Consider the following 25,632-nt stretch of genomic DNA (forward strand, 5'->3'; position numbering starts at 1 on the left):
AATGATTCATGTCACTAAAAGCGCTTTCTCTCCAAGAGGAGGCGCTTTATCCTTACGCCCCCAACGCTGAATCGTTTTTTTTCCTTAAAACAGTGGCTACCGCTTGCGACCCCTGAGGTTCGCAACGCGCGATACCCCCTGTTTTTCTGACCTCTTATAAAAAGCCCTTACCTGACAACTTATGCCTAATTTCAAGCCCCTCAAAGACAGCGCTGTCTTGCACCCTACTGCCAGCCAGAAAGCCATGACCCTGCTCAGCGCCTTCGGCCTGGCCACTTGCGCCCAGGCCGCGCCGGCCTTCGACAGCGAGTCCCCCTGGATGCTCGGCGACTGGAACGGCAACCGCACCGAGCTGGCGAAAAAAGGCTACGACTTCAAGATCGACTTCGTCGGCGAAATGGGCGCCAACCTGCATGGCGGTTACGACCATGACCGCACCGCGCGCTTCAGCGACCAGTTCGCCTTCGGCAGCCACCTGGACCTGGGCAAGATCCTCGGCTGGAACGATGCCGAATTCCAACTGACCATCACCAAGCGTGACGGCGACAACATCAGCAACGACCGCATCAACGACCCGCGGGTCGGTGGCTTCACCTCGGCCCAGGAAGTCTGGGGCCGCGGCCAGACCTGGCGCCTGACGCAGATGTGGTACCAGCAGAAATTCTTCGACCAGAAACTCGATATCAAGGTCGGCCGGTTCGGCCAGGGCGAAGACTTCAACAGCTTCCCCTGCGACTTCCAGAACCTGGCGTTCTGCGGCTCCCAGGTCGGCAACTGGGCCGGCAGCGTCTGGTACAACTGGCCGGTCAGCCAGTGGGCGCTGCGGGTCAAATATCACCTGACGCCTGAGCTCTACGCGCAGATCGGCGCCTATGAGCAGAACCCGTCCAACCTCGAACGCGGCAACGGCTTCAAGCTCAGCGGCAGCGGCACCCAGGGCACCCTGCTGCCGGTGGAGCTGGTGTGGACGCCGAAGCTCAACGGGCTGCCGGGTGAATACCGCGCCGGTTACTACTACAGCAGCGCCAAGGCCACTGACGTGTACAAGGACAGCAACGGTCAGCCGGCGGCCTTGAGCGGCGAGGCCTATCGCAGCAGTTCGAGCAAGCACGGCCTGTGGCTGGGCGCGCAACAGCAGATCACCAGCCTGGCCAGCGACCACTCGCGCGGCTTGAGCCTGTTCGCCAACGCGACGATGCACGACAAGAAGACCAACGCCATCGACAACTATGTCCAGGCCGGCCTGGTCTACAAGGGCCTGTTCGATGCGCGCGCCAAGGACGACATCGGTTTCGCCATGGCCCGGGTCCACGTCAACCCGGCCTACCGCAAGAACGCCGAAGCGACCAACCAGGCCAACCTCATCCAGGACTACGACAACCCGGCCTACCTGCCGCCCCAGGACACCGAATACAGCGCCGAGCTGTACTACGGCGTGCACGTCACCAACTGGCTGACCGTGCGCCCGAACCTGCAATACATCCGCCACCCGGGTGGCGTGGACAAGGTCGACGACGCACTGATCGGCGGGATCAAGATCCAGAGCTCGTTCTGATAAGCCCTGGGGCTCGCCCAATCTGAATAAAACTGTTTTTCCCAAACATTGCTGAACCATGCCCGCGCCTGATCGTCATCTACAGTGAACAAGCGCGGGACTACCTTAAACGTCACGGAGAACCACACTATGAGCACTGATGGTGCTTCAAGTCCGAGCCGCCTGCTGCCGAGCCTGCTCGGTATCTTGCTGCTGCTAATGGGCCTGGCCATGCTGGCCGGGGGGATCAAGCTGAGCATGCTCGGCGGCTCGCTGTACTACCTGTTGGCCGGTATCGGCCTGATCGTCAGCGGCGTGCTGCTGCTGGCGGGGCGTAGTTCCGCGCTGCTCGTCTACGGGGTGGTGCTGTTCTTAAGCTCCGTCTGGGCACTGTGGGAAGTCGGCCTGGACTGGTGGCAACTGGTGCCACGCCTGTCGCTGTTCTTTGCCCTGGGTGTGGTTCTGCTGCTGCCATGGTTCCGTCGTCCGCTGCTGCGCAACGGCCCGGCGCCGCTGGGTACCGCGGTACTGGGCGTGGCCGTGGTCCTGGCCGGCGGTGCCGCGATCAACAGCCAGTTCACCAACCCGGGCGAGATCTCGGGCGAACTGGGCCGTGAAAGCGCCGACACCACCAGCGCCGCGCCGACCATGCCCGAAGGCGACTGGCAGGCGTATGGCCGCACCGAGTTCGGCGACCGCTACTCGCCGCTGACCCAGATCACGCCGGCCAACATCGGCAAGCTGCAGGAAGCCTGGCGCATCCGCACCGGCGACATGCCGACCGCCAAGGACCCGGTGGAAATCACCAACCAGAACACCCCGCTGAAGGTCAACGGCATGCTCTATGCCTGCACCGCCCACAGCCAGGTGCTGGCGCTGGACCCGGACACCGGCAAGGAGATCTGGCGTTTCGACCCGAAAATCCAGGGCCCGAACGGCGACGACTTCCGTGGCTGGGCGCACATGACCTGCCGCGGCGTGTCGTACTACGACGAAGCCAACTTCAACAAGTCCGACGCCATCAGCACCCCGGCCAGCCTCTCGGCCGCCGGCCAGGCCATCGCCGCCAGCTGCCCGCGTCGCCTGTTCCTGCCGACCGCCGACGCACGCCTGATCGCGATCAACGCCGACACCGGCAAGGTCTGCGAAGACTTCGGCAACAAAGGCGCGGTGGACCTCAAGGCCGGTATCGGCCCGTTCACCCCGGGCGGCTACTACTCGACATCGCCGGCCGCCATCACCCGTAACCTGGTGATCATCGGCGGCCACGTGACCGACAACGAGTCGACCAACGAACCGTCCGGCGTGATCCGCGCCTTCGACGTGCACGACGGTCACCTGGTGTGGAACTGGGACGCCGGTAACCCCGACGTAACCACTCCGCTGCCGGAAGGCCAGACCTACACCCGCAACTCGCCGAACATGTGGTCCCTGGCCAGCGTCGACGAGAAGCTGGGCCTGGTCTATCTGCCGCTGGGCAACCAGATGCCTGACCAGTGGGGCGGCAACCGCACCGCGGGCGCCGAGAAATTCAGCGCCGGCACTGTGGCCCTGGACATCGACACCGGCAAGCTGCGCTGGAACTACCAGTTCACCCACCATGACCTGTGGGACATGGACGTGGGCAGCCAGCCGACCCTGGTGGACATGAAGACCGCGGACGGCATCAAGCCGGCGCTGATCCAGCCGACCAAGCAAGGCAGCCTGTACGTGCTGGACCGTCGCGACGGCACCCCGATCGTGCCGATCCAGGAAGTACCGGCGCCGGCCGGTGCGGTCGAAGGCGACCACACCGCACCGACCCAGGCCCGTTCGGACCTGAACCTGCTGCCACCGCCGCTGGAAGAAAAAGGCATGTGGGGCGCCACGCCGTTCGACCAGATGCTGTGCCGCATCCAGTTCAAGGAACTGCGCTACGAAGGCCAGTACACCCCGCCATCGATCCAGGGCAGCCTGATCTACCCGGGTAACGTCGGTGTGTTCAACTGGGGCAGCGTATCGATCGACCCGGTCCGTCACCTGCTGTTCACCAGCCCGAACTACATGGCCTTCGTTTCCAAGCTGGTGCCGCGCGCCGAAGTCGCCGCCGGCAGCAAGCGCGAAAGCGAAACCTCCGGTGTGCAACCCAACACCGGCGCGCCGTACGCGGTGATCATGCATCCGTTCATGTCGCCGTTCGGCGTACCTTGCCAGGCCCCGGCCTGGGGCTACGTGGCCGGTATCGACCTGACCACCAACAAAGTGGTGTGGAAGCACAAGAACGGCACCAGCCGCGACAGCTCGCCAGTACCGATCGGCCTGCCCATCGGCGTGCCGAGCATGGGCGGCTCGATGGTCACCGCCGGTGGCGTGGGCTTCCTCAGCGGCACCCTGGACCAGTACATCCGCGGTTATGACGTGAACAACGGCAAGGAACTGTGGAAATCCCGCCTGCCAGCGGGCGGCCAGGCCACGCCGATGAGCTACACCGGCAAGGATGGCAAGCAGTACGTGCTGGTGGTCGTGGGTGGCCACGGCTCGCTGGGCACCAAGATGGGCGACTACATCATCGCCTACAAACTGTCGGAATAAGCCTTACCGGCGGTGAATGAAAAGGCGGCTACCTGCGGGTAGCCGCCTTTTTTTGTGGATGGCGTTTGGGGGGAGTTTCTTCAGCCTTTCATTTTTGTGTTGCCTGGCCTGACGTCATCGCGAGCAAGCTTCGCTCCTACAGAAGCAGGATCGCCGCATTCCGCTTTACGCTTCCGTAGGAGCGAGGCTTGCCCGCGATAAGGCCCGCCAGGCAACAGAGATCCATGTAGCCGCTGCCGAGCCTGCGAGGCTGCGATCGTCTGCGCAGCAGACGCAAGGGCGGTATCCCCCATTTGCCTGATACACCGCGTTGCCTGGTTTGGCGTCCGCTTCGCGGCCGATCGCAGCCTCGCGGGCTCGGCAGCGGCTACAGGCCAATGTTGATCCGAGATCGGTATTGCCCCGGGCAGCAATCTCCTTCCGTAGGAGCGAGGCTTGCCCGCGATAGCCCCCCCTAATCACCACAAGGCCCCCGGACGATAACGATTCATGTAGCCGCTGCCGCAGGCTGCGATCGACCGGCACGGTCGCGGCGTTCTGGAAGCCTCTGGAAGTTCGGCGGGAGATCGGGAACCAAGGCCCTGCGGGCCTTATCGCAGCCTCGCGGGCTCGGCAGCGGCTACAGGGCCAGTGTCGATCCGAGATCGGTGGGGCAGCGGCTACAGCGAAAATTCCTACAACACGCGTCGACTCCCATCACCTTGTCCCACCGGGCCCCGGACTCTATGGTTTGGCCTGTCACTGCCAATTCAGTGACAGGGCGTAGGAACCCTTTTGATGACCCTCGGCGCGTACGCGTCCCGACTGATTGCGGCCCTTTTAAGGTGTCCGTAAGATCAGCCGCGGCGGCTGTGCGCGGGCACGTTTCGACGTGGCCGAGTCCCTGGGTATTCGGTTCCTACCCCGCGCACGGCTGCCACCCAAGCCCGTAGGAAGGCTGTTGGCGGCTCAGATCCCTACCCGGAGCCAGTTCAATGAAAAAAGTCGTTCCCGATCCGCCTACACTGCCCACCAAACCCCGCCGCTACATGGCCCTGACCAGCAACGACTGCACCATCCCCGCCTTGCTGATCGACACCGAGGCGCCGCTGGATGTGTTGCACGAAGCCGCCGCCCACCGCATCCGTGCGGCGATCCAGCTGCTGGAAAACATCGCCAGCGACGCCAACCTGCACAGCAACCCGGCGCTGCTCCAGGATTTCGCCCAGCTCTGCGTCATCCCCCTGCGCGACGGCTGCGACCTGCTGGACGTACTCGGCCGGCGCCTGCAGGAACAACTGCTGAGCTGAACCTCGATCTGGGGCCGGCGACCGCCAGCCGGCCCTGCGCCGACGCTATCCTCAACCCGGCCATTGCAAAGGGACATTAGCCCATCTGTGCTAATCGACCCTCCCCTACCCCGGCGATATAGTGCCAACCACTCACTCGCTCGCTCTTCTCAACACCGCCGCTCTGCGGTGTCGGGGTCGGCTGCGCCGTAGAAAACACAACAACGCCAAGGAAGAATCACCATGAACCTCCACCCCACTGCTCGCCCCCTCGCCCTGCTCAGCCTCCTGGCACTCGCCCTGGGCGGTTGCGCCATTGCCAAACCCAGCAATGACGACCTCAAGAACCGCGCCCAGACCACCCTCGGCAAACCCGTGACCACGGTCTCCAATGTGCGTAGCGACGCATCCCAGACCTACTTCACCGCCAGCACCAGCAACGGCGAATACAATTGCGTATTGCCCAGTGGCGGCATGGTCGCCTTCGCCTCCATGGGCGGCGTCGTAGCACTCCCCGCCGAGTGCACCAAGCAGTAAGCCGCGGCCCATCGTCGATGGTTCATGGCGACCACTTCACACCGTGAAGCAGGGCCTGCGGGCATCTGGCTGCAGCGCCCGGAGCGGCCACGCGGCGCTGCTCAGCTGGAAACCCGCGACTTCAACAGCCAGGCCTCGAAGGCCGCGGCGCTGAGCGGCCGGCTGATCAGGTAGCCCTGGGCCGTGTCGCAGTGCCAGCGCTCCAGCAGGCGCAGGCTGCGTTCCTGCTCCACCCCTTCGGCCACCACCTTGAGCCCCAGGTTGTGGCTCATCTCGATGGTGGAGCGCACGATCACCGCGTCGCCGCTGGTTTCGTCGAGGTTACGGATAAACGACTGGTCGATCTTCAGCTCCTGCACCGGCAGCCGCTGCAATTGCGCCAGCGACGAATAGCCGGTGCCGAAGTCGTCCACCGACAGGCTGATGCCGCAGTCGCGCAGGCTCTGCAACACCTCCAGCGCCTGCTCCGGGTGGCGCATGATGGCGCTCTCGGTGATCTCGAAAATCAGCTGCTCGGCGGACAGTCGATAACGTTGCAGCAACACGCTCACCCGCGCCGCCAGGTCGTGGCCATGCAGATCGTCCGCCGAGATGTTCAGCGACAACTGCAAATGCAGCCCACGCATGTTCCATTCGGCCAGTTGCCGCATGCCTTCCTCGATCACCCACAGGGTCAGGCTGTTCATGCTGCCGGTGCGCTCGGCCAGGGGGATGAACTCCGCCGGCGAGACCATGCCGAACTCCGGATGCTGCCAGCGCAGCAAGGCTTCGGCCTGGTGCACATGGCCATGGCGCAGGTCGAGCTTGGGCTGGTACAGCAAGAACAGCTCGCCTTCCGCCGCGGCCCGGCGCAGGTCGCGGATCAGCCCGATCTGGCGCTGATGGGCCAGGTCGCGATCCTGCTGGTAGATCTGCAGGTAACCGGGCTGGGCGGCCGCGTCGTGGCGGGCGATGGCGGCGCGGCTGATCAGTTCTTCCGCCGACTGCCCGTCGGTGGGATAGACCGCCACGCCGATGCACACCTGGCGCTGCACTTCATCGCCATGGATGGTCTGCGGCCGGCTCAATAGCGCGTGGAGCCGATCGGCCATGGCCACCGCGCCATCGATCTCGGTGTTTTCCAGCAGCAACAGGAACTCATTGGCGGTGATCCGTGCCGCGGTGTCCCCGGTGGACACCGTCTCCGACAGCCGCCGGCTGACTTCGCGCATCATCTGCTCCACCCCTTCCGGGCCCAGGCCTTCGTTGATCGCCCGATAGTCCTCGATACCCAGGTACAGCAGCACCACCTTGCGCCCGGCGCTGATGGCATTGCTCAGGCGCTCCATGGCCAGCGCCCGGTTGGGCAGGCCGGTCAAGGGATCGTGCAGGGCGTTGTGGGCCAGTTGCAACTCGCGGCTGGCAATCCCGCTCTGCATGGCGTTGATCGCCTCGGCCAGCAAACCGAACTCGTCGGTGCGCTTGAGCACCACCGGCACCTGGTAGTTGCCGGTGCCGATGCGTTGGGCAGCCTCGGCCAGCACATTCAGCGGCCGCGACACCCGCCGCGCCATGAACAGGGCGCCGGCCAGCGACACCACCAGTGCTGCCAGGGCGATCGCCAGGAATTCCCGGTCCAGCGGCGCGAAAGCCTGCAAGGCGTGATCCAGCGGGCTTTGCAGCAACGCCAGAACCTGGGGGTCGTCGGGATCGTCGGTGTTGGCCAGTTGCAAGGCCTGATTGAGGAAGCGCTTGCCGTGGGCATCGCTCAACTGCGGTAGCGCGCGCCAGGACGAGTTGCGCAGGGTGGTGATGATGGTGGCCCAGAAAATGTCCGGCTGAGTGCTGAACAGTTCCCCGGCGCGCCCGTCCTGCAGGGTGAGGAAAGACACTTCCAGGTTGCTCATGGAGCGCAGTTCGCTGGCGAACAGGTCGTCCATGCGAAACGCCATGACCACCCGGTTCATGTGCATCGGCGTCAGCACCTGCCCCTGGACCAGCAGATAAGGCTGGCCCTTGAGCGCGACGATCAACATGCTTTTGTTCTGCCGCAGGGCCATGCGCAGCGCGCGGTCGTAAGGGAAATGCTCGTGCTCGGTGATCGCCCCCAGGGTGCTGGCGATCACCGTGCCTTCGGCGCCGAGCACGAACAGCTCGCTGCCACGGGTGCCAGTGCCATGCTGGCGCAGCGCCTCGAGAATCTGCTGCGAGTCGCCGCTGATCACCGCCTGGCGAAACTGCGCATCCACCACCAGCCAGTCCACGCCATAACGCAAGCGCCGGCCGCGCAGTTCGAGCAGGCGTTCGAAGACCCGGGTGCCGGTTTGCAGCTGCACTTGCGCCTGGTTTTCCACTGCATGGTTGGTCGCGGCCTTGACGGCGAAGTACACCACCCCGATCACGATCAACAGCAACAACGCCAATACCCCAGTGATCCTTACCTGGAACGTATGGCGCCACTTCATGAGCCGGCTCTCGTCGCCGCGACCTCACTGTTGTCGACTCTGCACACCCACGGCGACACCCGCCGCTCCCCGCTGAAAAGTCCCTTGATCATTACGCGTCCCTCTGGGCAGCTAAAGATGCGTCAAATAAATGCCATTTCCCTGACAGCATTTAATCGGTCCAGATTAGACCGCCAAGACAAGAAGATCACGCAATAAAATCAGGGGGTTTACAATGTCATTTTTCTGTCGCCGCCAATTTACCAGCGTTCCTGCGCAGAAATGACAGCCTCGCCCTCGCCGTTTTGGAGGATGCACCGCGTCGCGGCGACAAGGACTGAAATAATTGATCCGGCCCGCCCGCCATTGAAACCGCTCGTCACCTGCCCCATCTAACCTGGCATACCCCATTGCGCAGGTGCCCCATGAGCGACCAGCAAGAACTTCCTGAAACCATGAGTGAATACGCCGACCCGGAAAACGCCGAACTCCATACATCCTCCGGCAAGGGTCTGGCCCTGCCCGGGCAGAATCTGCCGGACAAGGTCTACATCATCCCGATCCACAATCGGCCGTTCTTCCCCGCGCAAGTCTTGCCGGTGATCGTCAACGAAGAACCCTGGACCGAAACCCTGGAATTGGTGAGCAAGTCCGAACACCATTCGCTGGCGCTGTTCTTCATGGACACCCCACCGGAAGACCCACGGCATTTCGACACCTCGGCCCTGCCGCTGTACGGCACCCTGGTCAAGGTGCACCACGCCAGCCGCGAAAACGGCAAGTTGCAGTTCGTGGCCCAGGGCCTGACCCGCGTGCGCATCCGCACCTGGCTCAAGCACCATCGCCCGCCGTACCTGGTGGAGGTCGAGTACCCGCATCAGCCGAGCGAGCCGACCGACGAGGTCAAGGCCTACGGCATGGCGCTGATCAATGCGATCAAGGAACTGCTGCCGCTCAACCCGCTGTACAGCGAAGAGCTGAAGAACTACCTCAACCGCTTCAGCCCCAACGACCCGTCGCCGCTGACCGACTTCGCCGCCGCGCTGACCTCGGCCACCGGCAACGAACTGCAGGAAGTGCTGGACTGCGTACCGATGCTCAAGCGCATGGAAAAAGTCCTGCCGATGCTGCGCAAGGAAGTCGAGGTCGCGCGCCTGCAGAAAGAGATTTCCGCCGAGGTCAATCGCAAGATCGGCGAGCATCAGCGCGAGTTCTTCCTCAAGGAACAGCTCAAGGTCATCCAGCAGGAGCTGGGTCTGACCAAGGACGATCGCAGCGCCGACATCGAGCAGTTCGAGCAGCGCCTGGCAGGCAAGGTCCTGCCGCCCCAGGCCCAGAAGCGCATCGTGGAAGAGATGAACAAACTGTCGATCCTCGAGACCGGCTCGCCGGAGTACGCGGTCACCCGCAACTACCTGGAATGGGCCACCGCGGTGCCCTGGGGCGTGTACGGCGAGGACAAGCTCGACCTCAAGCATGCGCGCAAGGTGCTGGACCAGCATCACGCCGGGCTCGACGACATCAAGAGCCGGATCCTCGAATTCCTCGCGGTCGGCGCCTACAAGGGCGAGATCAGCGGTTCCATCGTACTGCTGGTGGGCCCGCCCGGCGTGGGCAAGACCAGCGTCGGCAAGTCCATCGCCGAGTCCCTGGGCCGGCCGTTCTACCGCTTCAGCGTCGGCGGCATGCGTGACGAGGCCGAGATCAAGGGCCACCGTCGCACCTACATCGGCGCCCTGCCGGGCAAGCTGGTGCAGGCGTTGAAAGACGTCGAAGTGATGAACCCGGTGATCATGCTCGACGAGATCGACAAGATGGGCCAGAGCTACCAGGGCGACCCGGCCTCGGCGCTGCTGGAAACCCTCGACCCGGAACAGAACGTGGAATTTCTCGACCACTACCTGGACCTGCGCCTGGACCTGTCGAAAGTGCTGTTCGTGTGCACCGCCAATACCCTGGATTCGATTCCCGGCCCGTTGCTGGACCGGATGGAAGTGATTCGCCTGTCGGGCTACATCACCGAGGAAAAGCTGGCCATCGCCAAGCGCCACCTGTGGCCCAAGCAGCTGGAAAAGGCCGGGGTGTCCAAGGCCCACCTGAGTATCAGCGACGCCGCCCTGCGCGCGGTGATCGATGGTTACGCCCGCGAGGCCGGGGTGCGCCAGCTGGAAAAACAGCTGGGCAAACTGGTGCGCAAGGCCGTGGTGCGGCTGCTGGAAGATCCGGATGCGGTGATCAAGCTCGGCACCAAGGACCTGGAAGCCTCCCTGGGCATGCCGGTGTTCCGCAACGAGCAGGTGCTCAGCGGCACCGGGGTGATCACCGGCCTGGCCTGGACCAGCCTGGGCGGCGCCACGCTGCCGATCGAAGCCACGCGGATTCATACCCTCAACCGTGGTTTCAAGCTCACCGGGCAACTGGGGGATGTGATGAAGGAGTCGGCGGAAATCGCCTACAGCTACGTCACCTCGCACCTCAAGCAGTTCGGTGGCGATGCGAAGTTCTTCGACGAGGCGTTCGTCCACCTGCACGTGCCGGAAGGCGCCACGCCGAAGGATGGCCCGAGCGCCGGGGTGACCATGGCCAGCGCCCTGCTGTCCCTGGCGCGTAACCAGCCGCCGAAAAAGGGCGTGGCCATGACCGGCGAGCTGACCCTGACCGGGCATGTCCTGCCCATCGGCGGGGTGCGCGAGAAAGTCATCGCGGCGCGCCGGCAGAAGCTCTACGAGCTGATCCTGCCGGAAGCCAACCGCGGCCACTTCGAAGAGCTGCCGGACTACCTCAAGGAAGGCATCACCGTGCACTTCGCCAAGCGTTTCGCCGATGTGGCGAAAGTGCTGTTCTAAACGCAGACCTGTAGGAGCGGAGCTTGCTCGCGATAGCCGCACAGCGGCGGTGTATCCGCCGCCCAGCGCTATCCTTGATGGCTTATCGCGAGCAAGCTCGCTCCTACAACGTCTCGCCTACCCCACCACAGATTCCCCCATCTTCGGTTATGCTCGCCCTTTGTCATGACCGGAGCTTTCTGACCCATGTCACCGATTCGTCTGTTGCTACCCCTCAGCCTTGCCCTGCTCGCCGCCTGCGCCAGCCAACCCAAGCAAAACGTCACGGTCGAGAACCAGAGCGAATGCCCAGTGCAACTGAGCAACGGGCAAAACCTGATCCTGACCCTGCCGAGCAACCCGACCACGGGTTATCGCTGGGCGATCCAGGACTCGGCCGGCGGCGTGCTGCGCAAAGTCAGCCCCGAGGTCTACAGCAATCCCGAAGACAGCGGCCTGGTGGGCAGCGCCGGCCAGTCCACCTGGCGCTTCCAGGCCTTCGCCGCCGGCACCGGGCGCCTGTTGCTGACCTATCAGCAACCCTGGGCCCCGGAAGTCGCACCGGTGAAAGCCTTCGACTGCGCCATTTCGGTCAAGTGACATGGGCTGGCTGATCCTGGCGCTGATGGGCGCGGCGACCTTCCTCTACGGCCTGAGCATCCACGCCACCCTGCTGTGCCTGCTGGTCAAGCCGCTGCCGGTGCTGGCCCTGCTCGGCTGGCTGCACGATGCACCTCCCGGCGACTATCGCCGCTGGATCAGCCTCGGCCTGTTGTTCTCCCTGCTCGGCGACGTGCTGCTGGCCTGGCCCGCCGACCTGTTCGTGTTCGGCCTCGGCGCCTTCCTGGTCGCGCACCTGGCCTATCTCAAGGCCTATACCAGCGATTGCCGGCGCCTGGCGCCCGTCCCCCTGCTGCTGGCCCTGGTCGCCGGCGCGGCGTTGCTGGGCCTTCTGATCAGCCATGGCCTGGGCCCGTTGCTGGTGCCGGTGATCGTCTACGGCCTGGTCATCAGTGCCATGCTCTGGCGCGCCCTGGCCCGCCTGGGCAGCGACGCGCCCAAGCGCTCGGCGCAACTGGCCGCCGCCGGCGCCGTGGCCTTCGTGTTCTCCGACAGCGTGATCGGCATCAGCCGTTTTGTGGTGGCCTTCGATGCCGCGCCCTACCTGATCATCCTCAGTTACTGGCTGGGGCAATGGGGGATCGCGGCCTCGGCCTTCAGCCAGAAGCCCCGCTGAGCCTATAGCCCTGTAGCCCTGTAGCCCTGTAGCCGCTGCCGAGCTTGCGAGGCTGCGATCGGTCTGGGCGGCATTCCGACGAAGCGGCCGTAAAACCGGCCACCGCGGTCCTTCAGATAAACTCCATGCACAGGCCTTGCGAGGACTGCGTCCTCATGCGCAGCCTCGCAAGCTCGGCAGCGGCTACAGGGTCACAGGCGGGCATCCACCTTGTGTCGCCCTTACGGCCCCAAAGGCCCTTCGGGCCTTATCGCAGCCTGCGGCAGCGGCTACAATGCCGGCCCTCTTTCTATCTCCACCGCTGGAACCGCCGTGAGCAAAGAACCCGACCGCCTTTTCGCCCAGCCCCTGGCCCAGGTGCCCGACTTCGCCTTCAACGAAGACGTGGTGCGGGTGTTCCCGGACATGATCAAGCGCTCGGTGCCGGGTTACCCGACCATTGTCGAGAACCTCGGCGTGCTCGCCGCCCAGTTCGCCCAACCCAACAGCGTGCTCTACGACCTGGGCTCGTCCCTCGGCGCCGTGACCCAGGCCCTGCGCCGCCATGTGCGCACCGACGGCTGCCGGGTGATCGCGGTGGATAACTCGGCGGCCATGGTCGAGCGCTGCCGCGAGTACCTCAACGGCCAGGACTCGATGTTCCAGGAGCTGCTGCCGGTCGAAGTGATCGAAGGCGACATCCTCGCCCTGGAGTTCCAGCCGGCCTCGGTGGTGGCGCTGAACTTCACCCTGCAATTCATCGCCCCCGAACAGCGCCTGGCCCTGCTCGGGCGCATTCGCCAGGCGCTGCTGCCCGGCGGCGCGCTGATCCTCTCGGAGAAGCTGCGCTTCAATGACCCCGAGGAGCATGCGCTGCTCACCGACCTGCACATCGCTTTCAAGCGCGCCAACGGCTACAGCGAACTGGAAATCGCCCAGAAACGCAGCGCCATCGAAAACGTCATGAAGCCCGACAGCCTCGAAGAACACCGCGAACGCCTGCTGGCCGCCGGGTTCTCGAAAGTCGTGCCGTGGTTCCAGTGTCTTAACTTTGCCTCGTTGATTGCCTTGCCATGATCGATCTGTCCCCCCTCGCCCGCCGCCTGGCCGGTACGCCGCTGGCCGACTGGGCCAACACCCTGCAAGCGCAACTCGACACCAAGATGGAAAAGGGCCACGGCGACCTGGAGCGCTGGCAGAGCGCGCTGGACGCGCTGCCGAAGATCCAGCCGAGCACCATCGACCTGCTCAATGGCCTGACCCTCGACACCGACTGCGACGACGCCACCCGCGCCCAGATGCGCAGCGCGCTGATGGGCCTGTCGCCCTGGCGCAAAGGCCCGTTCGACCTGTTCGGCGTGCACGTGGACACCGAATGGCGCTCGGACTGGAAGTGGTCGCGGGTAGCAAAGCACCTGAACCTGCAAGGCAAGCGCATCCTCGATGTCGGCTGCGGCAACGGCTACTACATGTGGCGCATGCTCGGCGCCGGCGCCCACAGCGTGATCGGTGTCGACCCGAACTGGCTGTTCTTCTGCCAGTTCCAGGCGGTGCAGCGTTACCTGTCGGAGCCCGCGGTGTGGCACTTGCCGTTCCCGTTCGAGGACCTGCCGGCCAACCTGGAAGGCTTCGACACGGTGTTTTCCATGGGCGTGTTCTACCACCGCCGCTCGCCGATCGAGCATCTGCTGGCGCTCAAGGACTGCCTGGTCAAGGGCGGCGAACTGGTGCTGGAAACCCTGGTGGTGGAAGGCGACCAGCATCAGGTGCTGGTGCCGGAAGACCGCTACGCGCAGATGCGTAACGTGTGGTTCCTGCCGTCGGTGCCGGCCCTGGAACTCTGGCTGCGCCGCGCCGGCTTCAGCGATGTGCGTTGCGTGGATGTGAGCGTGACCAGTGTCGAGGAACAGCGTGGCACCGAGTGGATGAAGTACCAGTCGCTGAGCGACTTCCTCGACCCGAACGACCACAGCAAGACCATCGAAGGCCTGCCGGCGCCGATGCGCGCCGTTATCGTCGCCAGGAAATAAATGCCCCACACCGTGTAGGAGCGAGGCTTGCCCGCGATAGCGATTTCAAGCGTCACGCCAGGTTCGAGGTATGCATGGCCCGGGCTGGCGTCATCGCGAGCAAGCTTCGCTCCTACAGAAGAGGAAGGTGCTCAGTTGCGGCTGGCGCGGCGTGCCTTGAAGAACTCGCTCAACACCGCGCCGCACTCTTCGGCCAGCACCCCGCCCTCGACCAGCACCCGATGGTTGAGAAACCCCTGGCTGAAGAACTGCCCCTGGCTCTGCACGATGCCCGCCTTGGGCTCCAGCGCGCCGTATACCACCCGGGCAATACGCGAGTGCACGATCAGCCCGGCGCACATGCTGCACGGTTCCAGGGTCACGTAGAGGGTGCTGCCGGGCAGGCGATAGTTGTCGACCGCCTGGGCCGCGGCGCGGATCGCGACCATTTCCGCGTGGGCGCTGGGATCGCTGCCGCTGATCGGGCAGTTGTAGCCGCGACCGATGATTTCCCCGTCCTGCACCAGCACCGCGCCCACCGGCACCTCGCCCAGGGCCGCGCCCTGGGCGGCCAGGGCCAGGGCTTCACGCATGAACTCCTGGTCGCGGCTGCGATCGATGATCCGGGCGGGGCGAATCTGCCGCATCAGGCCACCTCGATGGCGGCCATCAGGCCGGTTTCCATGTGGTCGATCACATGGCAATGGAACATCCACACCCCCGGGTTATCCGCCACCAGCGCCACCCGGGCACGCTCGTTCTTGCCCAGCAGGTAGGTGTCGGTGAAGTACGGGGTGATCTTCTTGCGGTTCGAGGCGATGACCTTGAAGCTCATGCCGTGCAAGTGGATCGGGTGTTGGTACTGAGTCATGTTCTTCAATTCGAAAATGTAGCTCTGGCCCTTCTTGAGCGTGGCGATCGGGCGGTCGGCGCAGGTCTTGTCGGTGATGTCCCAAGCCTTGCCGTTGATCTGCCAGAGGCTCGGTGGCTTGCCATTGTCCACGTTCACCGAGACCGAGCCAACCCACTCGAAGTTGAAGTTGAGCTTCTCGGCGTTATCCAGGTCCGGCTCGGCGATCGGGTTGGCTGGCAACGCCGGCGGCCACTCGGTCGGCGCGTCGCTGTTGGCCACCGAACGCAAGGTGCCCAGGCGCACCGGGCCGTTGCGCAGCGACAGCTCTTCGCCGGCCGGCGGCGCCTTGATCGCCAGGCAGATGCGCATGCCCGGCCCCAGCCAGTATTCCTTGCCCAACGGCCGCGGCTCGATGGGGTTGCCGTCCAGGGCATAGATCTGCGCTTCGACGCCGGGGATGTTGATGCGGTAGGTCAGGGTGTTGTCGAGGTTGAGCAGGCGCACGCGGGTGATCTGCCCGGCCGGGATTTCCACCACCGCCTGGGACACGCCGTTGATGGTCGACAGGCGCCCCGCCGTGCCACCACGTGCCGCCTCGCGGGGGATGCTGAACGGCACGAAGGCGCCGGCTTCATCCACATGCCAGCTTTTCAGGCTCAGGGTGCGTTCGTACTTGAAGCCGGTGGGCTCGCGCTCTTCGATGATCAGCGGGCCGACCAGGCCGCGGCCCAGTTCTTCGCTGCTGTTGACGTGGGGGTGGTACCAGTAGCTGCCGGCATCCGGCACGCGGAACTTGTAGTCGAAGTACTCGCCCGGCATGACCGGCAATTGCGAGACGTAAGGCACGCCGTCCATCTCCAGCGGCAGGCGGATGCCGTGCCAGTGGATGGTGGTGGCCACCGGCAGGTGGTTGATGAAGCGCACCCGCAGCCACTCGCCCTGGCGCACCCGCAGCTCGGTGCCCGGCGCGGAAGGGCCGAAGGCCCAGGCTTCGGTCTTGTGGCCCGGCACCAGCTCGACGTCCAGCGGCGCGGCGATCAGTTGATAATCGTGGCCTGCCTCGGCGTCGGCCATCTTGCCCAGCCAGTAACGCGACGCGCCACCGGCGCCCACGCCAACCACTGCAAGACCGGCCAGACCACCGAGTATCTGTCGACGGGTAAAGGACATGGACTCAACTACCTCACGTATCCGCGGCAGGCCGGGGCCCGCAAAAGGCGAATACGATACACCCGCAGTTGAGAAACAGTAAGGCCGGCGCGGCAAGCGGCCGCAGGTGGGTGGGGCCATGACATGTGAAGAAAAAAAGGCGCTGATCATTCGGACGCTATCACGAGCAAGCTCGCTCCTACAGGGGAATATGCAGTCCTGTAGGAGCGAGCTTGCTCGCGATCGATTGCGCAGCACTCGCATAAACCCAGGCTCGACAGCGGCTACGCAGATAACCCGACAAGCAGATGCACCACGCCTCCCGCCAGCGCCATCGTCCCGAGCACGCCAGCGCTGCGTAAGGCCACAACATCGAGCAAGGTCGGATCATGCAATTCCACCCGCACCCGGGTCAGGGCCACGCGCTGCTGGGTCTTGAGGTTATTCGCCCCGCCCAGGGCTGCCAAAAGCTCTGGGCTCAGGACGGCATCGCCGGTGGGGCGGGCTGTGGCTTTCGGCTGGTCAGGCACCAGGTCCGGGGTCAGGGCCTTCCAGAACGCCCGCTGCAATTTCTCGAACATGTTCAGTTCTCCAGAACCAGTGAAGGGGCCAGCGTCGACTGTTGATGCTGGTGCAAGGCGTCGCGTACCTGTTCGGCGCTTTCCAGGCCGAGAATGCGTCCGGCAAGGGCCTGGCACTGGCTCAGCTCGACCTCGCGCACGCGGGCCTTGATCGCCGGAATCAACGGCACACTGACCGACAGTTCGTCCACCCCCAGCCCCAGCAGCAGCGGCACCGCCAGGGGTTCCGAAGCCAGCGCCCCGCAGACGCCGACCCACTTGCCGTGGGCATGGGCAGCCTTGACCGTGGAGGCGATCAGACGCAGCACCGCCGGATTGAAACTGTCGGCCTGGCTGGCCAGGCGCGGATGATCGCGGTCCATGGCCAGGGTGTACTGGGTCAGGTCGTTGGTGCCGATGGAGAAGAAATCCACCTCCGGCGCGAACAGGTCGGCCAGCAGCGCCGCCGACGGCACTTCGATCATGATCCCCAGCTTCGGCAACTCCTTGAGCCCCAGGGCCAGGGCTTCGTCCTCCAGCATCTGCCGCGCCTGCCGCAATTCCGCCAGCTGGGTGACCATCGGCAGCATGATGTGCAGGCGGGCCAGCCCCGCGCTGGCGAGGATCGCCCGGAACTGTTCGCGCAACAGCTGCGGGCGCTCCAGGCACAGGCGGATCCCGCGCATGCCGAGGAAGGGGTTGGCTTCAGGCTCCATCGGCACATAGGCCAGCGGTTTATCGCCACCGACATCCAGGGTCCGCACCACCAGGTTGCGCTCCGGCCCCAGGGCCCGGGCGATGGCACTGTAGGTCGCGGCCTGTTCTTCATGGCTCGGGGCGACGCTGCGGTCCTGGTAAAGAAACTCCGAGCGCAGCAGGCCGACGCCCTCCCCGCCCAGGTTCATGGCTTGCTCGGCCTCGGCCAGCGAAGCGACGTTGGCCGTCACCTCGACATGATGGCCGTCGCGGGTCACCGCGGCCTCGGCGGCCTGTTCCAGCTCCTGGCGCTGGCGCTGCTGTTGCTGCTGACGCCGGGCCTGCAACTGCTCGATCACCGCCGGCTGCGGCTCCAGGTGCAATTCACCCTGGTCGGCATCCAGCAGCACCGGCGTGCCGCTGGCCAACGCCAGCACCTGTACCGGCAGGCCGCAGACCGCCGGCAAACCCAGGGCCCGGGCCAGAATCGCCACATGGCTGGTGGCCCCGCCGCCGACCGTGGCAAACCCCAGCACCTTACTGGTATCGAGGCCGGCGGTCTGGGACGGGGTGAGCTGCTCGGCAATCAGGATCGCCTGCTCCGGCAGGACCCAGGCGCTGTCCTGCACGCCCAGCAGTAACTTGAGCACCCGCTGCCCGACATCCATCAGGTCAAGGGCGCGCTCGGCCAGCAACGGATTGCCCAGGCCCTTGAACAGCTCGGCGGTGGCCTCGGTGGCGCTGTTCCAGGCGAATGCCGCGCTTTTGCCGTCGGCGATCAGGGCATGGGCCTGCTCCAGCAGGCTCGGGTCTTCCAGCAGTTCCTGGTGAGCCTTGAAGATCTCGCCCTGGGCGGTGCTGGCGGCCTTGTCCCGCAGGACTTGCAAGGCCTCGGTGGCCTGCGCCAGCGCCCGCTCCAGCAGCTCGCGTTGCACCGCCTGATCGCTGGCGAGTTCGATAATCTCGAGCTTCTGCTCGGCCACCTGCACCACCTGCCCGAAGGCCGATCCCGTCGAGGCGCAGACGCCCCGCAGCAACTTGCCCGATGGCGCGGCAACCGGCGCCACGGGTTCGGTGGCGATCACCGCGGTCACCGCCTCGCCACAACCACTCGCCAGCAATTCGGCCAGGGCCTTGATCGCCGCCTCGGCATCCTCGCCCGCCGCGCTGACTTGCAGGGCATCGCCCTGCGCGGTCTGCAACGCCATGATCGCCACCAGGGACTTGGCGTTGGCGCTGGCCTGCTGCTTGTGCAGGCAGATGCTCGCCTTGAAGCCCTTGGCCGCCTGGGCGAACACCGCCGCCGGGCGCGCATGCAGGCCATTGGGATTAGGCAGCGTCACGGGTTTGGAGAACAGCGCCTCGCCCTCCTCCTCGGGCTCCGCGCTTGGCGCAGGCTCGCACAGGCCCAACTGCAACAGCGGCTGGCCGCTGTCCACCAGCGCACTGTCCGCGATCAGCCAGGTGAACGGCTCGCCACTGACCACCAGCATCAGCGTCAACAGGCTGCGGGCATGCACGGCGATGTAGTCAGCATCGAACTCGATCAGCGGCTGCCCGGCCTCGACCCGTTGGCCCTCCTGCACCAGGCGGCTAAAGCCCTTGCCCGCCAGGTTCACCGTGTCCAGGCCGATGTGCATCAGCACCTGCACGCCGTTGTCGTCAGTGATGCTCACCGCATGGCCACTGTCCTGCACGTTGCTGACCACTCCGGCCAGCGGCGCGCGCAGGGTCTGCGAGGTCGGGTCGATGCACAGGCCGTCACCGATGACCCGGCTGGAGAACACCGGGTCCGGCACTTGCTCCAGGGGCATCAGAAGCCCGGACAGCGGCGCGAGCAGTTGCAATTGTTGGGTTGTAGCCATGACTTCACCTGCTGTTTGTTCTTGTAAGTGCCGATGGAGCGCGAGCCCCGACAGCATCGCTTATTTCCACCAGTACTCGACCTGCAATCCGACGTTCGCACCATGCCTGGCCGTGCCGAAGGCGCCGGTATCGGACAACGCCGAGCCCGCCGCCAGCTCATTCGCCGCGCGCTTGGCGGCCTGGTTCCAGCTGGCATAGGTGTAGTACAGGCGCACCTCGGGGCGCGCCCAGAATTCCGGGCCCTTGGGCGACCAGGTCGGGGCGAAGGTGAACTTGCTGAGCTTGCGCGTGCCGCCGGGGGCCTCGACCTGGTCGTGGCCCAGCTCGGTGACCAGCTTGAACTGCTCGCTGATCGCATAGGCCGGGCGGATACCCAGGGAGATCCAGTTCTGGTCGTTACCGTCGGGGCGGATGTCTTTCTGGTAGATCGCTTCGACCTGCCCGCCAAAGCGCGGGGTCAGTTGCCAGTCGAAGAACTCCACCAGCCGGTAGCTCTTGTTGCTGTCGTCCAGTTGCACATTGCCGGTGTAACCCAGCCCGGTACCCGGGCCTTCGCCGTACTGCAACGCCAGCTTGTTCTTGCCGCCCAGGAAGTCCTTCTGCACGTGCTGGGCGGTGATCGCCCAACCCCGATGGGCGTCGCGGCTGTCGGGCTTGTCGATGTAGCTCAGGCCCAGCTCCAGCTCGCCGCCGGGGTTGGTCTTGAAACCGGCGACGTTGAAATCGTGCCGGTTGATGTAGTCCTTCTGGTACAGGTTGTCCTTGCGCGAGAAGGCGTAGCTGTATTTCAGGTCGCCGATCAGCACGTCCTCGATACCGCCGCCGGTGGCGCTCTGGTTCCAGTAGTAGAAGTCGGAGATATGGATGTCGTTACGCTTGTAGTAACGCCGGCCAGCCCACAGCGAGCCGCCATTGAGGCTGGGCATGTTCGACCACTGGGCATACATCTGCGGCATGCGCGCCGAGCCGTTGTCGCCCTGGAAAGTCAGGCTGCGGTCGTACTGGTTATAGAGCGACGCCATGGCGTCGACGCTGAATACCGAGCCGTCGTCCAGGGTGTAGAGGTCCTGGCGCAGCTCCAGCTCGGCGTACTGTTCGCACTCGTTGCCCAGGCGGTATTTGGACTGGGCGCCGGGCAGTTGGAAACACGACTGCGAGCTGCTGTTGACCGAGGTCCCGAGACCGCTGCGCAGGTAACCGGCGAACTCCAGGGCCTGGGCCGGGAACGGCAAGGCCAGGCAGACGCAAGAGGCTGCAAGGCCGCGATTTATTGTTGTTTTCATAAGCCACCCCATTATTTTTATTCTGTGTGTGCCCCGCAGGCGCCGCCCTACCGGCGAGCGAAAGCTCGCGGTGTGCCGGGCACGCCGCGCTCATGCGGGGAAGGTTGTCAGCGGTCGATCAGGTGCAGGACAAAGGACTCGTAAGGCCGCAGGAACAGCTGGCGGCTGCGGGTTTCATGGTCCGCGTAGTTACTGATGACCAGGCGCTGCTCCGTGCGCTCGGTCATCACTCCCTCCGGCAACTGCACTTCGCAGGCGCTGCCGTAGAAATTGTTCACCACCAGCAGGCGCTCGCCCTGCCCTTCGCGCAGATAGGCCCAGACCTGCGGGTGCTCGGCCAGCAGCGGGCGATACTCGCCGTCCTGGATCAGCGGCTCGCGACGGCGCAGGGCAATCAGCTGACGGTAGTGGTGCAACACCGAATCCGGGTCTTCCAGTTGCTGCTCAACGTTGATTTGCGCGGCATTGGCCGGCACGCCGATCCAGGGTTCGACGCTGCTGAAACCGGCATGGGCCCCGGCCTTCCATTGCATTGGCGTGCGCCCGTTGTCCCGGGACTTCTGCATGATCGCCGCCATGTTGTCCGCCTCGCTGTCGCCGGCTTCGCGCTTGAGGCGGTAGATGTTCAGGGTCTCGACATCGCGGTATTGGTCGATGTGGGTAAAACCGGGGTTGGTCATGCCCAGCTCTTCGCCCTGGTAGACGAACGGCGTGCCCTGGAGGAAGTGCAGCGCGGTAGCGAGCATCTTCGCCGAAACCACCCGGTATTCGCCGTCGTCGCCAAAACGCGACACCACCCGCGGCTGGTCGTGGTTACACCAGAACAACGCGTTCCAGCCACCACCGGCCTGCATGCCGCTCTGCCAGTCGGAGAGGATGCGCTTGAGCTGGAGGAAGTCGAAATCGGCGCGAATCCACTTCTGCAGGTTCGGGTAATCGACCTTCAGGTGGTGGAAGTTGAAGGTCATCGACAGCTCTTTCGACTCGGGCTGCGAGTAACGAATGCAGTGCTCGAGGCTGGTGGAGGACATCTCGCCGACGTTGATCAGGTCAAAGCCCTCGAAGACCTCGCGATGCATCTGCTGCAGGTACGGGTGCACGTTCGGGCCGTCGGTATAGAAGCGCCGGCCATCGCTGGCGTCTTCCGGGAAATCGGCCGGCTTGGAAATCAGGTTGATCACGTCCAGGCGGAAGCCGCCCACGCCTTTGTCGCGCCAGAAACGCATCATCTTGAACACTTCGGTGCGCACCTGGGGGTTGTCCCAGTTGAGGTCGGCCTGGGTATGGTCGAACAGGTGCAGGTAGTACTGGCCGGTCTGCGCTTCGTACTCCCAGGCGGAGCCGCCGAACTTGGACTCCCAGTTGTTCGGCTGGTCGCGCCAGATGTAGAAGTCGCGGTACGGGTTGTCGAGGCTGCTGCGGGCCTGCTGGAACCACTCATGTTCGATGGAGGTGTGGTTGACCACGATGTCCAGCATCAGCTTGATGCCGCGCTTGCCGGCCTCGGCGATCAGCAGCTCGCAATCGGCCATGGTCCCGTAGCTCGGGTCGATGGCGTAGTAGTCGCTGATGTCATAGCCGTTGTCACGTTGCGGCGAGCGCAGGAACGGAGTGAGCCACAGGCAATCGACACCCAGCCAGTGCAGGTAGTCGAGCTTGTCGACCACCCCCAGCAGGTCGCCGGTGGCCTGGCCGCTGTGGCTGTAGAAACTCTTCGGGTAGATCTGGTAGATCACCGAACGCTGCCAGTCTTGCATGGCGGGCTCCTTCAATGGGTTGGGTACTGGCCTTGGGGGCCTTATCGCGATCTGTCAGGCGACGCGATACCCCGGCCGGATGATCTTCATGCTCAAGCCGCAGGTCAGTACGAACGGCACCACCAGGGCGACGACCATGCCGACCACGAACATCGGGATGTACTGGGGAATGATCGAGATGAACCCCGGCAGCCCGCCGACGCCGATGGCCGAGGCCTGGACCTTGTTCAGCGAGAGGAAAATGCAGCCCAGCGCCGAGCCGATCAGCGCGGCGTAGAACGGGAATTTGTAGCGCAGGTTGACCCCGAACATGGCCGGCTCGGTGATGCCGAAATAGGCGGAGATCGCCGAGGTCGAGGCCATGCTGCGGTCCCGTGCGTTGCGGCTCATGCTGAACACCGCCAGCGCCGCACTGCCCTGGGCCAGGTTGGACATGACGATCATCGGCCAGATGAAGGTGCCGCCCTGGGTCGAGATCAGTTGCAGGTCCACGGCGAGGAACATGTGGTGCATGCCGGTGATCACCAGCGGCGCGTAGAGCAGGCCGAAAATCGCCCCGCCGACCATCGGTGCCAGTTCGAACAGGGTGACCACGCCTTCGGTGATCAGGATCCCCAGGTGCCGGGTCACCGGGCCGATCACCGCCAGCGCCAGCACGCCGGTGACCACTATGGTGGTGATGGGCACGACCAGCAGGGTGATCGCGTTCGGTACCCGCGCCCGCAGCCATTTTTCGATGACGCTCATGACGTAGGCCGCCAGCAGGATCGGCAGGATCTGCCCCTGGTAGCCGACCTTCTCGATCTGGAACAGGCCGAAGATGTCGAAGTACGGCAGGCTCTGGCCCTCCAGCCCGGCCACGGCCTTGCCGTAGTTCCAGGCATTGAGCAGGTCGGGATGCACCAGCATCAGGCCCAGCACGATGCCGAGGATCTCGCTGCCGCCAAAGCGCTTGGCCGCCGACCAGCCCACCAGTGCCGGCAGGAATACGAAGGAGGTGTTGGCCATCAGGTTGATCAGGCTCCACACGCCATCCAGGGTCGGGTAGGCCTCGAGCAGGGTGCGGCCCTCGATGAACATGCCCTTGGCGCCGATCAGGTTGTTCACCCCCATCAGCAGGCCGGCAATGATCAGCGCCGGCAGGATCGGCATGAAGACATCGGAAAACACTCGCACCAGGCGCTGCATGGCGTTGGTCTTGTCGGCGCCCTTCTGCTTGACGTCGGCGATGGTGGATGCGGCCAGCCCGGTGAGTTGGCGCAACGCGGCATAGACCTTTTCGACTTCGCCGGGGCCGATGACCACCTGGAACAGGCCACCGGTGAAAAACGAGCCCTTGACCAGATCGATCTGGTTCAGCGTCGCGCTGTCCACCAGGCTCGGGTCCTTGAGCGCCAGGCGCAGGCGGGTGACGCAATGCGCGGCTTGTTCGAGGTTGTCGGCGCCACCGAGGCTGTGCAGCAACTCGCTGGCGATCGTGGAGTAATCGTGGCTCATGCTTGTTCTTCCGCTTTGGTTTTTTGTTATTGGCAGCACGCCGAAGCGAAAAATACTCGTCTGTACGAGTTAAATCAACAACTCGTACAGACGAGTTTGTCGGTGCCGCTCCGAAATACAGGTCGCAGTGAGTTTCTTCTGCGCGAGAACCGCTCTAGATCCGTGTTTTCCGGCAGAGCACGCCATGCGCGACAGAAAATTCTTAAACTGCTGTAAGGTATTTCATCGCCAGTTCAACACCCGCAACCAGGCGTTCGACCCCAGCGTCTCAAATAGACAAATCCGCTCACGGCCCTTAAGGTTCCCGCCTTGAGCGCAGACGGCACAGAGCCATCCCATGAGTAAATACAACCAGATCTACAGCGATCTGCTTGCCAGCATCACCACCGAGCGCCTGGAACGCGGCGCTCGCCTGCCTTCCGAAACCGAGTTGATGGACAGCTACCAGGCCAGCCGCGGCACCGTGCGCAAGGCCATCGAGCAGTTGCAGGAGCGCGGCTTCGCCCAGAAGATCCATGGCAAGGGCACTTTTGTGCTGTCGCCGCACCCGATCGAGTTCCAGCTGGGCGGCATCGTCAGCTTCCAGGAAACCTATCCACGCCTGGGCAACGACGTCAGCACCGAGGTGGTGGAGTTCACCCAGTTTCCCCTCGAAGGCGCGTTGCGCGAACACCTGCAGGCCGAGGAAGGCAGCCTGATTACCCGCATCAAGCGGGTGCGGCGTATCGATGGCAAACGGGTGATTCTCGACATCAACCACTTTGTCGCCGAGTTGATCCCGGGGCTGGACCGGCAGATTGCCGAGCACTCGATCTACGCCTACATCGAGCAGACCCTGCAATTGCAGATCAGCTACGCTCAGCGGACCATCGAAGCGATCCCACGCACCCGGGATGACCAGCAGCACCTGGACCTGGAAGGCCAGAGCCACGTGATAGTGGTCAGCAACCAGACCTTCCTGCAGGACGGCCGACAGTTCGAGTACACCGAATCACGCCACACCCTGGACAAGTTCTACTTCTCGGACGTCGCCCGACGCTGACCGTCGCGGCGGGCCCGATCACTCAGCCCAGCAGCGCCACCAGTTCGGCGCTCGGGGTGCCAACCCGCCGGGCCTCCTTGGCAACGTTCACGGATTGCGCGACCCGCGCCACCTCTATCACCGGGTGCTGCAACTGGTAACCGCCCCGGGCCTCCAGCCAGCTCAGCACTTCCGCCAGATGCCAGAGCGAGGCGCTGCCCTCGTGGATCGCCAGGGGGAAGCTGCCGGCATGGTTGAGCATCAGCTTGCGCATGTTCTGCCGGGAGACCCCGACGATATCGGCAATCTCGCTCAGGCCGACGAAATCCGGGCTGGCCTCTACCAGCCGCGCATCCGGAATGATCCGCTTGATATCGCCCAGGGCACTGAGCAGCGCCGCCTCACCGCTTTCGGCCTCGCGGCTGAACTCCAGCGCCAGGCGTCCCGCCAGCCCGGTACCGACCAGCGCGTCGGTGCAGCCCCCCGCGCCGAGGCGCTCCACCAGCACGTCCGGGTCGCAGTCGTGGGCGGGCAGCAGGTAGTTGAGGGTAAACAGGTATTCCATGG

The 25,632-nt window shown here is 64.5% G+C and carries 19 protein-coding genes; 10 read left to right on the forward strand and 9 right to left on the reverse strand.

The window, feature by feature from the left end; translation table 11 throughout:
• Positions 1-181 precede the first annotated feature (181 nt).
• The 4 genes from J4D28_RS20090 (at position 182) to J4D28_RS20105 (ending at position 5,910) form a co-directional block, all read left to right on the forward strand.
• On the forward strand, positions 182-1,555 hold the full coding sequence (locus J4D28_RS20090) for a carbohydrate porin (protein ID WP_009050605.1): 1,374 nt from the start codon (positions 182-184) through the stop codon (positions 1,553-1,555).
• A 129-nt stretch (positions 1,556-1,684) separates the two neighbouring features.
• Positions 1,685-4,105: a glucose/quinate/shikimate family membrane-bound PQQ-dependent dehydrogenase gene (locus tag J4D28_RS20095; RefSeq protein ID WP_016703467.1), complete on the forward strand. Its 2,421-nt coding sequence runs from the start codon at positions 1,685-1,687 to the stop codon at positions 4,103-4,105.
• A gap of 974 nt (positions 4,106-5,079) precedes the next feature.
• Positions 5,080-5,394, forward strand: coding sequence for a hypothetical protein (locus tag J4D28_RS20100; protein ID WP_028683304.1), 315 nt, complete (start codon positions 5,080-5,082; stop codon positions 5,392-5,394).
• Between the two features lie 222 nt (positions 5,395-5,616).
• Positions 5,617-5,910: a hypothetical protein gene (locus J4D28_RS20105; protein ID WP_009050608.1), complete on the forward strand. Its 294-nt coding sequence runs from the start codon at positions 5,617-5,619 to the stop codon at positions 5,908-5,910.
• Positions 5,911-6,011: 101 nt separating this feature from the next.
• Here J4D28_RS20105 and J4D28_RS20110 read toward each other — a convergent pair whose 3' ends face one another.
• On the reverse strand, positions 6,012-8,354 hold the full coding sequence (locus J4D28_RS20110) for a bifunctional diguanylate cyclase/phosphodiesterase (RefSeq protein ID WP_053269825.1): 2,343 nt from the start codon (positions 8,352-8,354) through the stop codon (positions 6,012-6,014).
• 404 nt (positions 8,355-8,758) lie between these two features.
• On the opposite strand from J4D28_RS20110, the gene lon reads away from it, so the two are divergent.
• From lon to cmoB, 5 genes are all read left to right on the forward strand, one after another.
• The gene (gene lon / locus J4D28_RS20115) at positions 8,759-11,179 is read left to right on the forward strand and encodes an endopeptidase La (RefSeq protein ID WP_103331154.1); all 2,421 of its coding nucleotides are present in this window, start codon (positions 8,759-8,761) and stop codon (positions 11,177-11,179) included.
• Between the two features lie 186 nt (positions 11,180-11,365).
• Positions 11,366-11,758, forward strand: coding sequence for a protease inhibitor I42 family protein (locus tag J4D28_RS20120; RefSeq protein ID WP_009050611.1), 393 nt, complete (start codon positions 11,366-11,368; stop codon positions 11,756-11,758).
• 1 nt (position 11,759) lies between these two features.
• Positions 11,760-12,395, forward strand: coding sequence for a lysoplasmalogenase (locus J4D28_RS20125; protein ID WP_101283388.1), 636 nt, complete (start codon positions 11,760-11,762; stop codon positions 12,393-12,395).
• A 312-nt stretch (positions 12,396-12,707) separates the two neighbouring features.
• Positions 12,708-13,451: a carboxy-S-adenosyl-L-methionine synthase CmoA gene (cmoA, locus tag J4D28_RS20130; RefSeq protein WP_009050613.1), complete on the forward strand. Its 744-nt coding sequence runs from the start codon at positions 12,708-12,710 to the stop codon at positions 13,449-13,451.
• Complete coding sequence (gene cmoB, locus J4D28_RS20135) at positions 13,448-14,404, forward strand: tRNA 5-methoxyuridine(34)/uridine 5-oxyacetic acid(34) synthase CmoB (RefSeq protein WP_101283390.1); 957 nt, start codon at positions 13,448-13,450, stop codon at positions 14,402-14,404. Before cmoA ends, cmoB begins: the two co-directional genes overlap by 4 nt.
• 131 nt (positions 14,405-14,535) lie before the next feature.
• Here cmoB and tadA read toward each other — a convergent pair whose 3' ends face one another.
• The 7 genes from tadA to treP all read right to left on the reverse strand — a co-directional run bounded on the left by tadA (position 14,536) and on the right by treP (position 24,044).
• Positions 14,536-15,030: a tRNA adenosine(34) deaminase TadA gene (tadA, locus tag J4D28_RS20140; RefSeq protein WP_009050615.1), complete on the reverse strand. Its 495-nt coding sequence runs from the start codon at positions 15,028-15,030 to the stop codon at positions 14,536-14,538.
• Entirely contained in the window at positions 15,030-16,406 is a 1,377-nt protein-coding gene (locus tag J4D28_RS20145) for a multicopper oxidase family protein (protein WP_053269829.1), read from the reverse strand. The genes tadA and J4D28_RS20145 overlap by 1 nt, the downstream gene beginning before the upstream one ends.
• 263 nt (positions 16,407-16,669) lie before the next feature.
• Entirely contained in the window at positions 16,670-16,966 is a 297-nt protein-coding gene (locus tag J4D28_RS20150; protein WP_103331155.1) for a PTS transporter subunit EIIB, read from the reverse strand.
• Positions 16,967-16,968: 2 nt separating this feature from the next.
• A complete protein-coding gene (gene ptsP / locus J4D28_RS20155) occupies positions 16,969-19,506 on the reverse strand; it encodes a phosphoenolpyruvate--protein phosphotransferase (protein WP_103331156.1) in 2,538 nt (845 codons plus the stop codon).
• Positions 19,507-19,566: 60 nt separating this feature from the next.
• Complete coding sequence (locus J4D28_RS20160) at positions 19,567-20,790, reverse strand: carbohydrate porin (protein ID WP_028683311.1); 1,224 nt, start codon at positions 20,788-20,790, stop codon at positions 19,567-19,569.
• Positions 20,791-20,897: 107 nt separating this feature from the next.
• A complete protein-coding gene (gene treC, locus J4D28_RS20165) occupies positions 20,898-22,547 on the reverse strand; it encodes an alpha,alpha-phosphotrehalase (RefSeq protein WP_009050620.1) in 1,650 nt (549 codons plus the stop codon).
• Positions 22,548-22,601: 54 nt separating this feature from the next.
• Positions 22,602-24,044 (reverse strand): PTS system trehalose-specific EIIBC component, encoded by a 1,443-nt coding sequence (gene treP, locus J4D28_RS20170; protein ID WP_009050621.1) that lies wholly within the window; start codon positions 24,042-24,044, stop codon positions 22,602-22,604.
• Between the two features lie 337 nt (positions 24,045-24,381).
• Between treP and treR the strand changes: the two genes are divergently transcribed.
• Positions 24,382-25,086, forward strand: a complete 705-nt coding sequence (treR, locus tag J4D28_RS20175) for a trehalose operon repressor (RefSeq protein ID WP_009050622.1) — start codon at positions 24,382-24,384, stop codon at positions 25,084-25,086.
• A gap of 22 nt (positions 25,087-25,108) precedes the next feature.
• Here treR and J4D28_RS20180 read toward each other — a convergent pair whose 3' ends face one another.
• Positions 25,109-25,630 (reverse strand): AlpA family transcriptional regulator, encoded by a 522-nt coding sequence (locus J4D28_RS20180; protein WP_007929565.1) that lies wholly within the window; start codon positions 25,628-25,630, stop codon positions 25,109-25,111.
• Between the last annotated feature and the right edge of the window lie 2 nt (positions 25,631-25,632).

This window comes from Pseudomonas sp. GW531-T4, from assembly GCF_017349615.1.
GTDB classification, from domain to species: domain Bacteria; phylum Pseudomonadota; class Gammaproteobacteria; order Pseudomonadales; family Pseudomonadaceae; genus Aquipseudomonas; species Aquipseudomonas chlororaphis_I.

What these genes read in the sequence shown, in the direction of transcription:
- J4D28_RS20090 (WP_009050605.1), top strand. Translation starts at nt 182, where the DNA reads ATGCCTAATTTCAAGCCCCTCAAAGACAGCGCTGTCTTGCACCCTACT.
- J4D28_RS20095 (WP_016703467.1), top strand. Translation starts at nt 1,685, where the DNA reads ATGAGCACTGATGGTGCTTCAAGTCCGAGCCGCCTGCTGCCGAGCCTG.
- J4D28_RS20100 (WP_028683304.1), top strand. Translation starts at nt 5,080, where the DNA reads ATGAAAAAAGTCGTTCCCGATCCGCCTACACTGCCCACCAAACCCCGC.
- J4D28_RS20105 (WP_009050608.1), top strand. Translation starts at nt 5,617, where the DNA reads ATGAACCTCCACCCCACTGCTCGCCCCCTCGCCCTGCTCAGCCTCCTG.
- J4D28_RS20110 (WP_053269825.1), bottom strand. Translation starts at nt 8,354, where the DNA reads ATGAAGTGGCGCCATACGTTCCAGGTAAGGATCACTGGGGTATTGGCG.
- lon (WP_103331154.1), top strand. Translation starts at nt 8,759, where the DNA reads ATGAGCGACCAGCAAGAACTTCCTGAAACCATGAGTGAATACGCCGAC.
- J4D28_RS20120 (WP_009050611.1), top strand. Translation starts at nt 11,366, where the DNA reads ATGTCACCGATTCGTCTGTTGCTACCCCTCAGCCTTGCCCTGCTCGCC.
- J4D28_RS20125 (WP_101283388.1), top strand. Translation starts at nt 11,760, where the DNA reads ATGGGCTGGCTGATCCTGGCGCTGATGGGCGCGGCGACCTTCCTCTAC.
- cmoB (WP_101283390.1), top strand. Translation starts at nt 13,448, where the DNA reads ATGATCGATCTGTCCCCCCTCGCCCGCCGCCTGGCCGGTACGCCGCTG.
- tadA (WP_009050615.1), bottom strand. Translation starts at nt 15,030, where the DNA reads ATGCGGCAGATTCGCCCCGCCCGGATCATCGATCGCAGCCGCGACCAG.
- J4D28_RS20145 (WP_053269829.1), bottom strand. Translation starts at nt 16,406, where the DNA reads ATGTCCTTTACCCGTCGACAGATACTCGGTGGTCTGGCCGGTCTTGCA.
- J4D28_RS20150 (WP_103331155.1), bottom strand. Translation starts at nt 16,966, where the DNA reads ATGTTCGAGAAATTGCAGCGGGCGTTCTGGAAGGCCCTGACCCCGGAC.
- ptsP (WP_103331156.1), bottom strand. Translation starts at nt 19,506, where the DNA reads ATGGCTACAACCCAACAATTGCAACTGCTCGCGCCGCTGTCCGGGCTT.
- J4D28_RS20160 (WP_028683311.1), bottom strand. Translation starts at nt 20,790, where the DNA reads ATGAAAACAACAATAAATCGCGGCCTTGCAGCCTCTTGCGTCTGCCTG.
- treC (WP_009050620.1), bottom strand. Translation starts at nt 22,547, where the DNA reads ATGCAAGACTGGCAGCGTTCGGTGATCTACCAGATCTACCCGAAGAGT.
- treP (WP_009050621.1), bottom strand. Translation starts at nt 24,044, where the DNA reads ATGAGCCACGATTACTCCACGATCGCCAGCGAGTTGCTGCACAGCCTC.
- treR (WP_009050622.1), top strand. Translation starts at nt 24,382, where the DNA reads ATGAGTAAATACAACCAGATCTACAGCGATCTGCTTGCCAGCATCACC.
- J4D28_RS20180 (WP_007929565.1), bottom strand. Translation starts at nt 25,630, where the DNA reads ATGGAATACCTGTTTACCCTCAACTACCTGCTGCCCGCCCACGACTGC.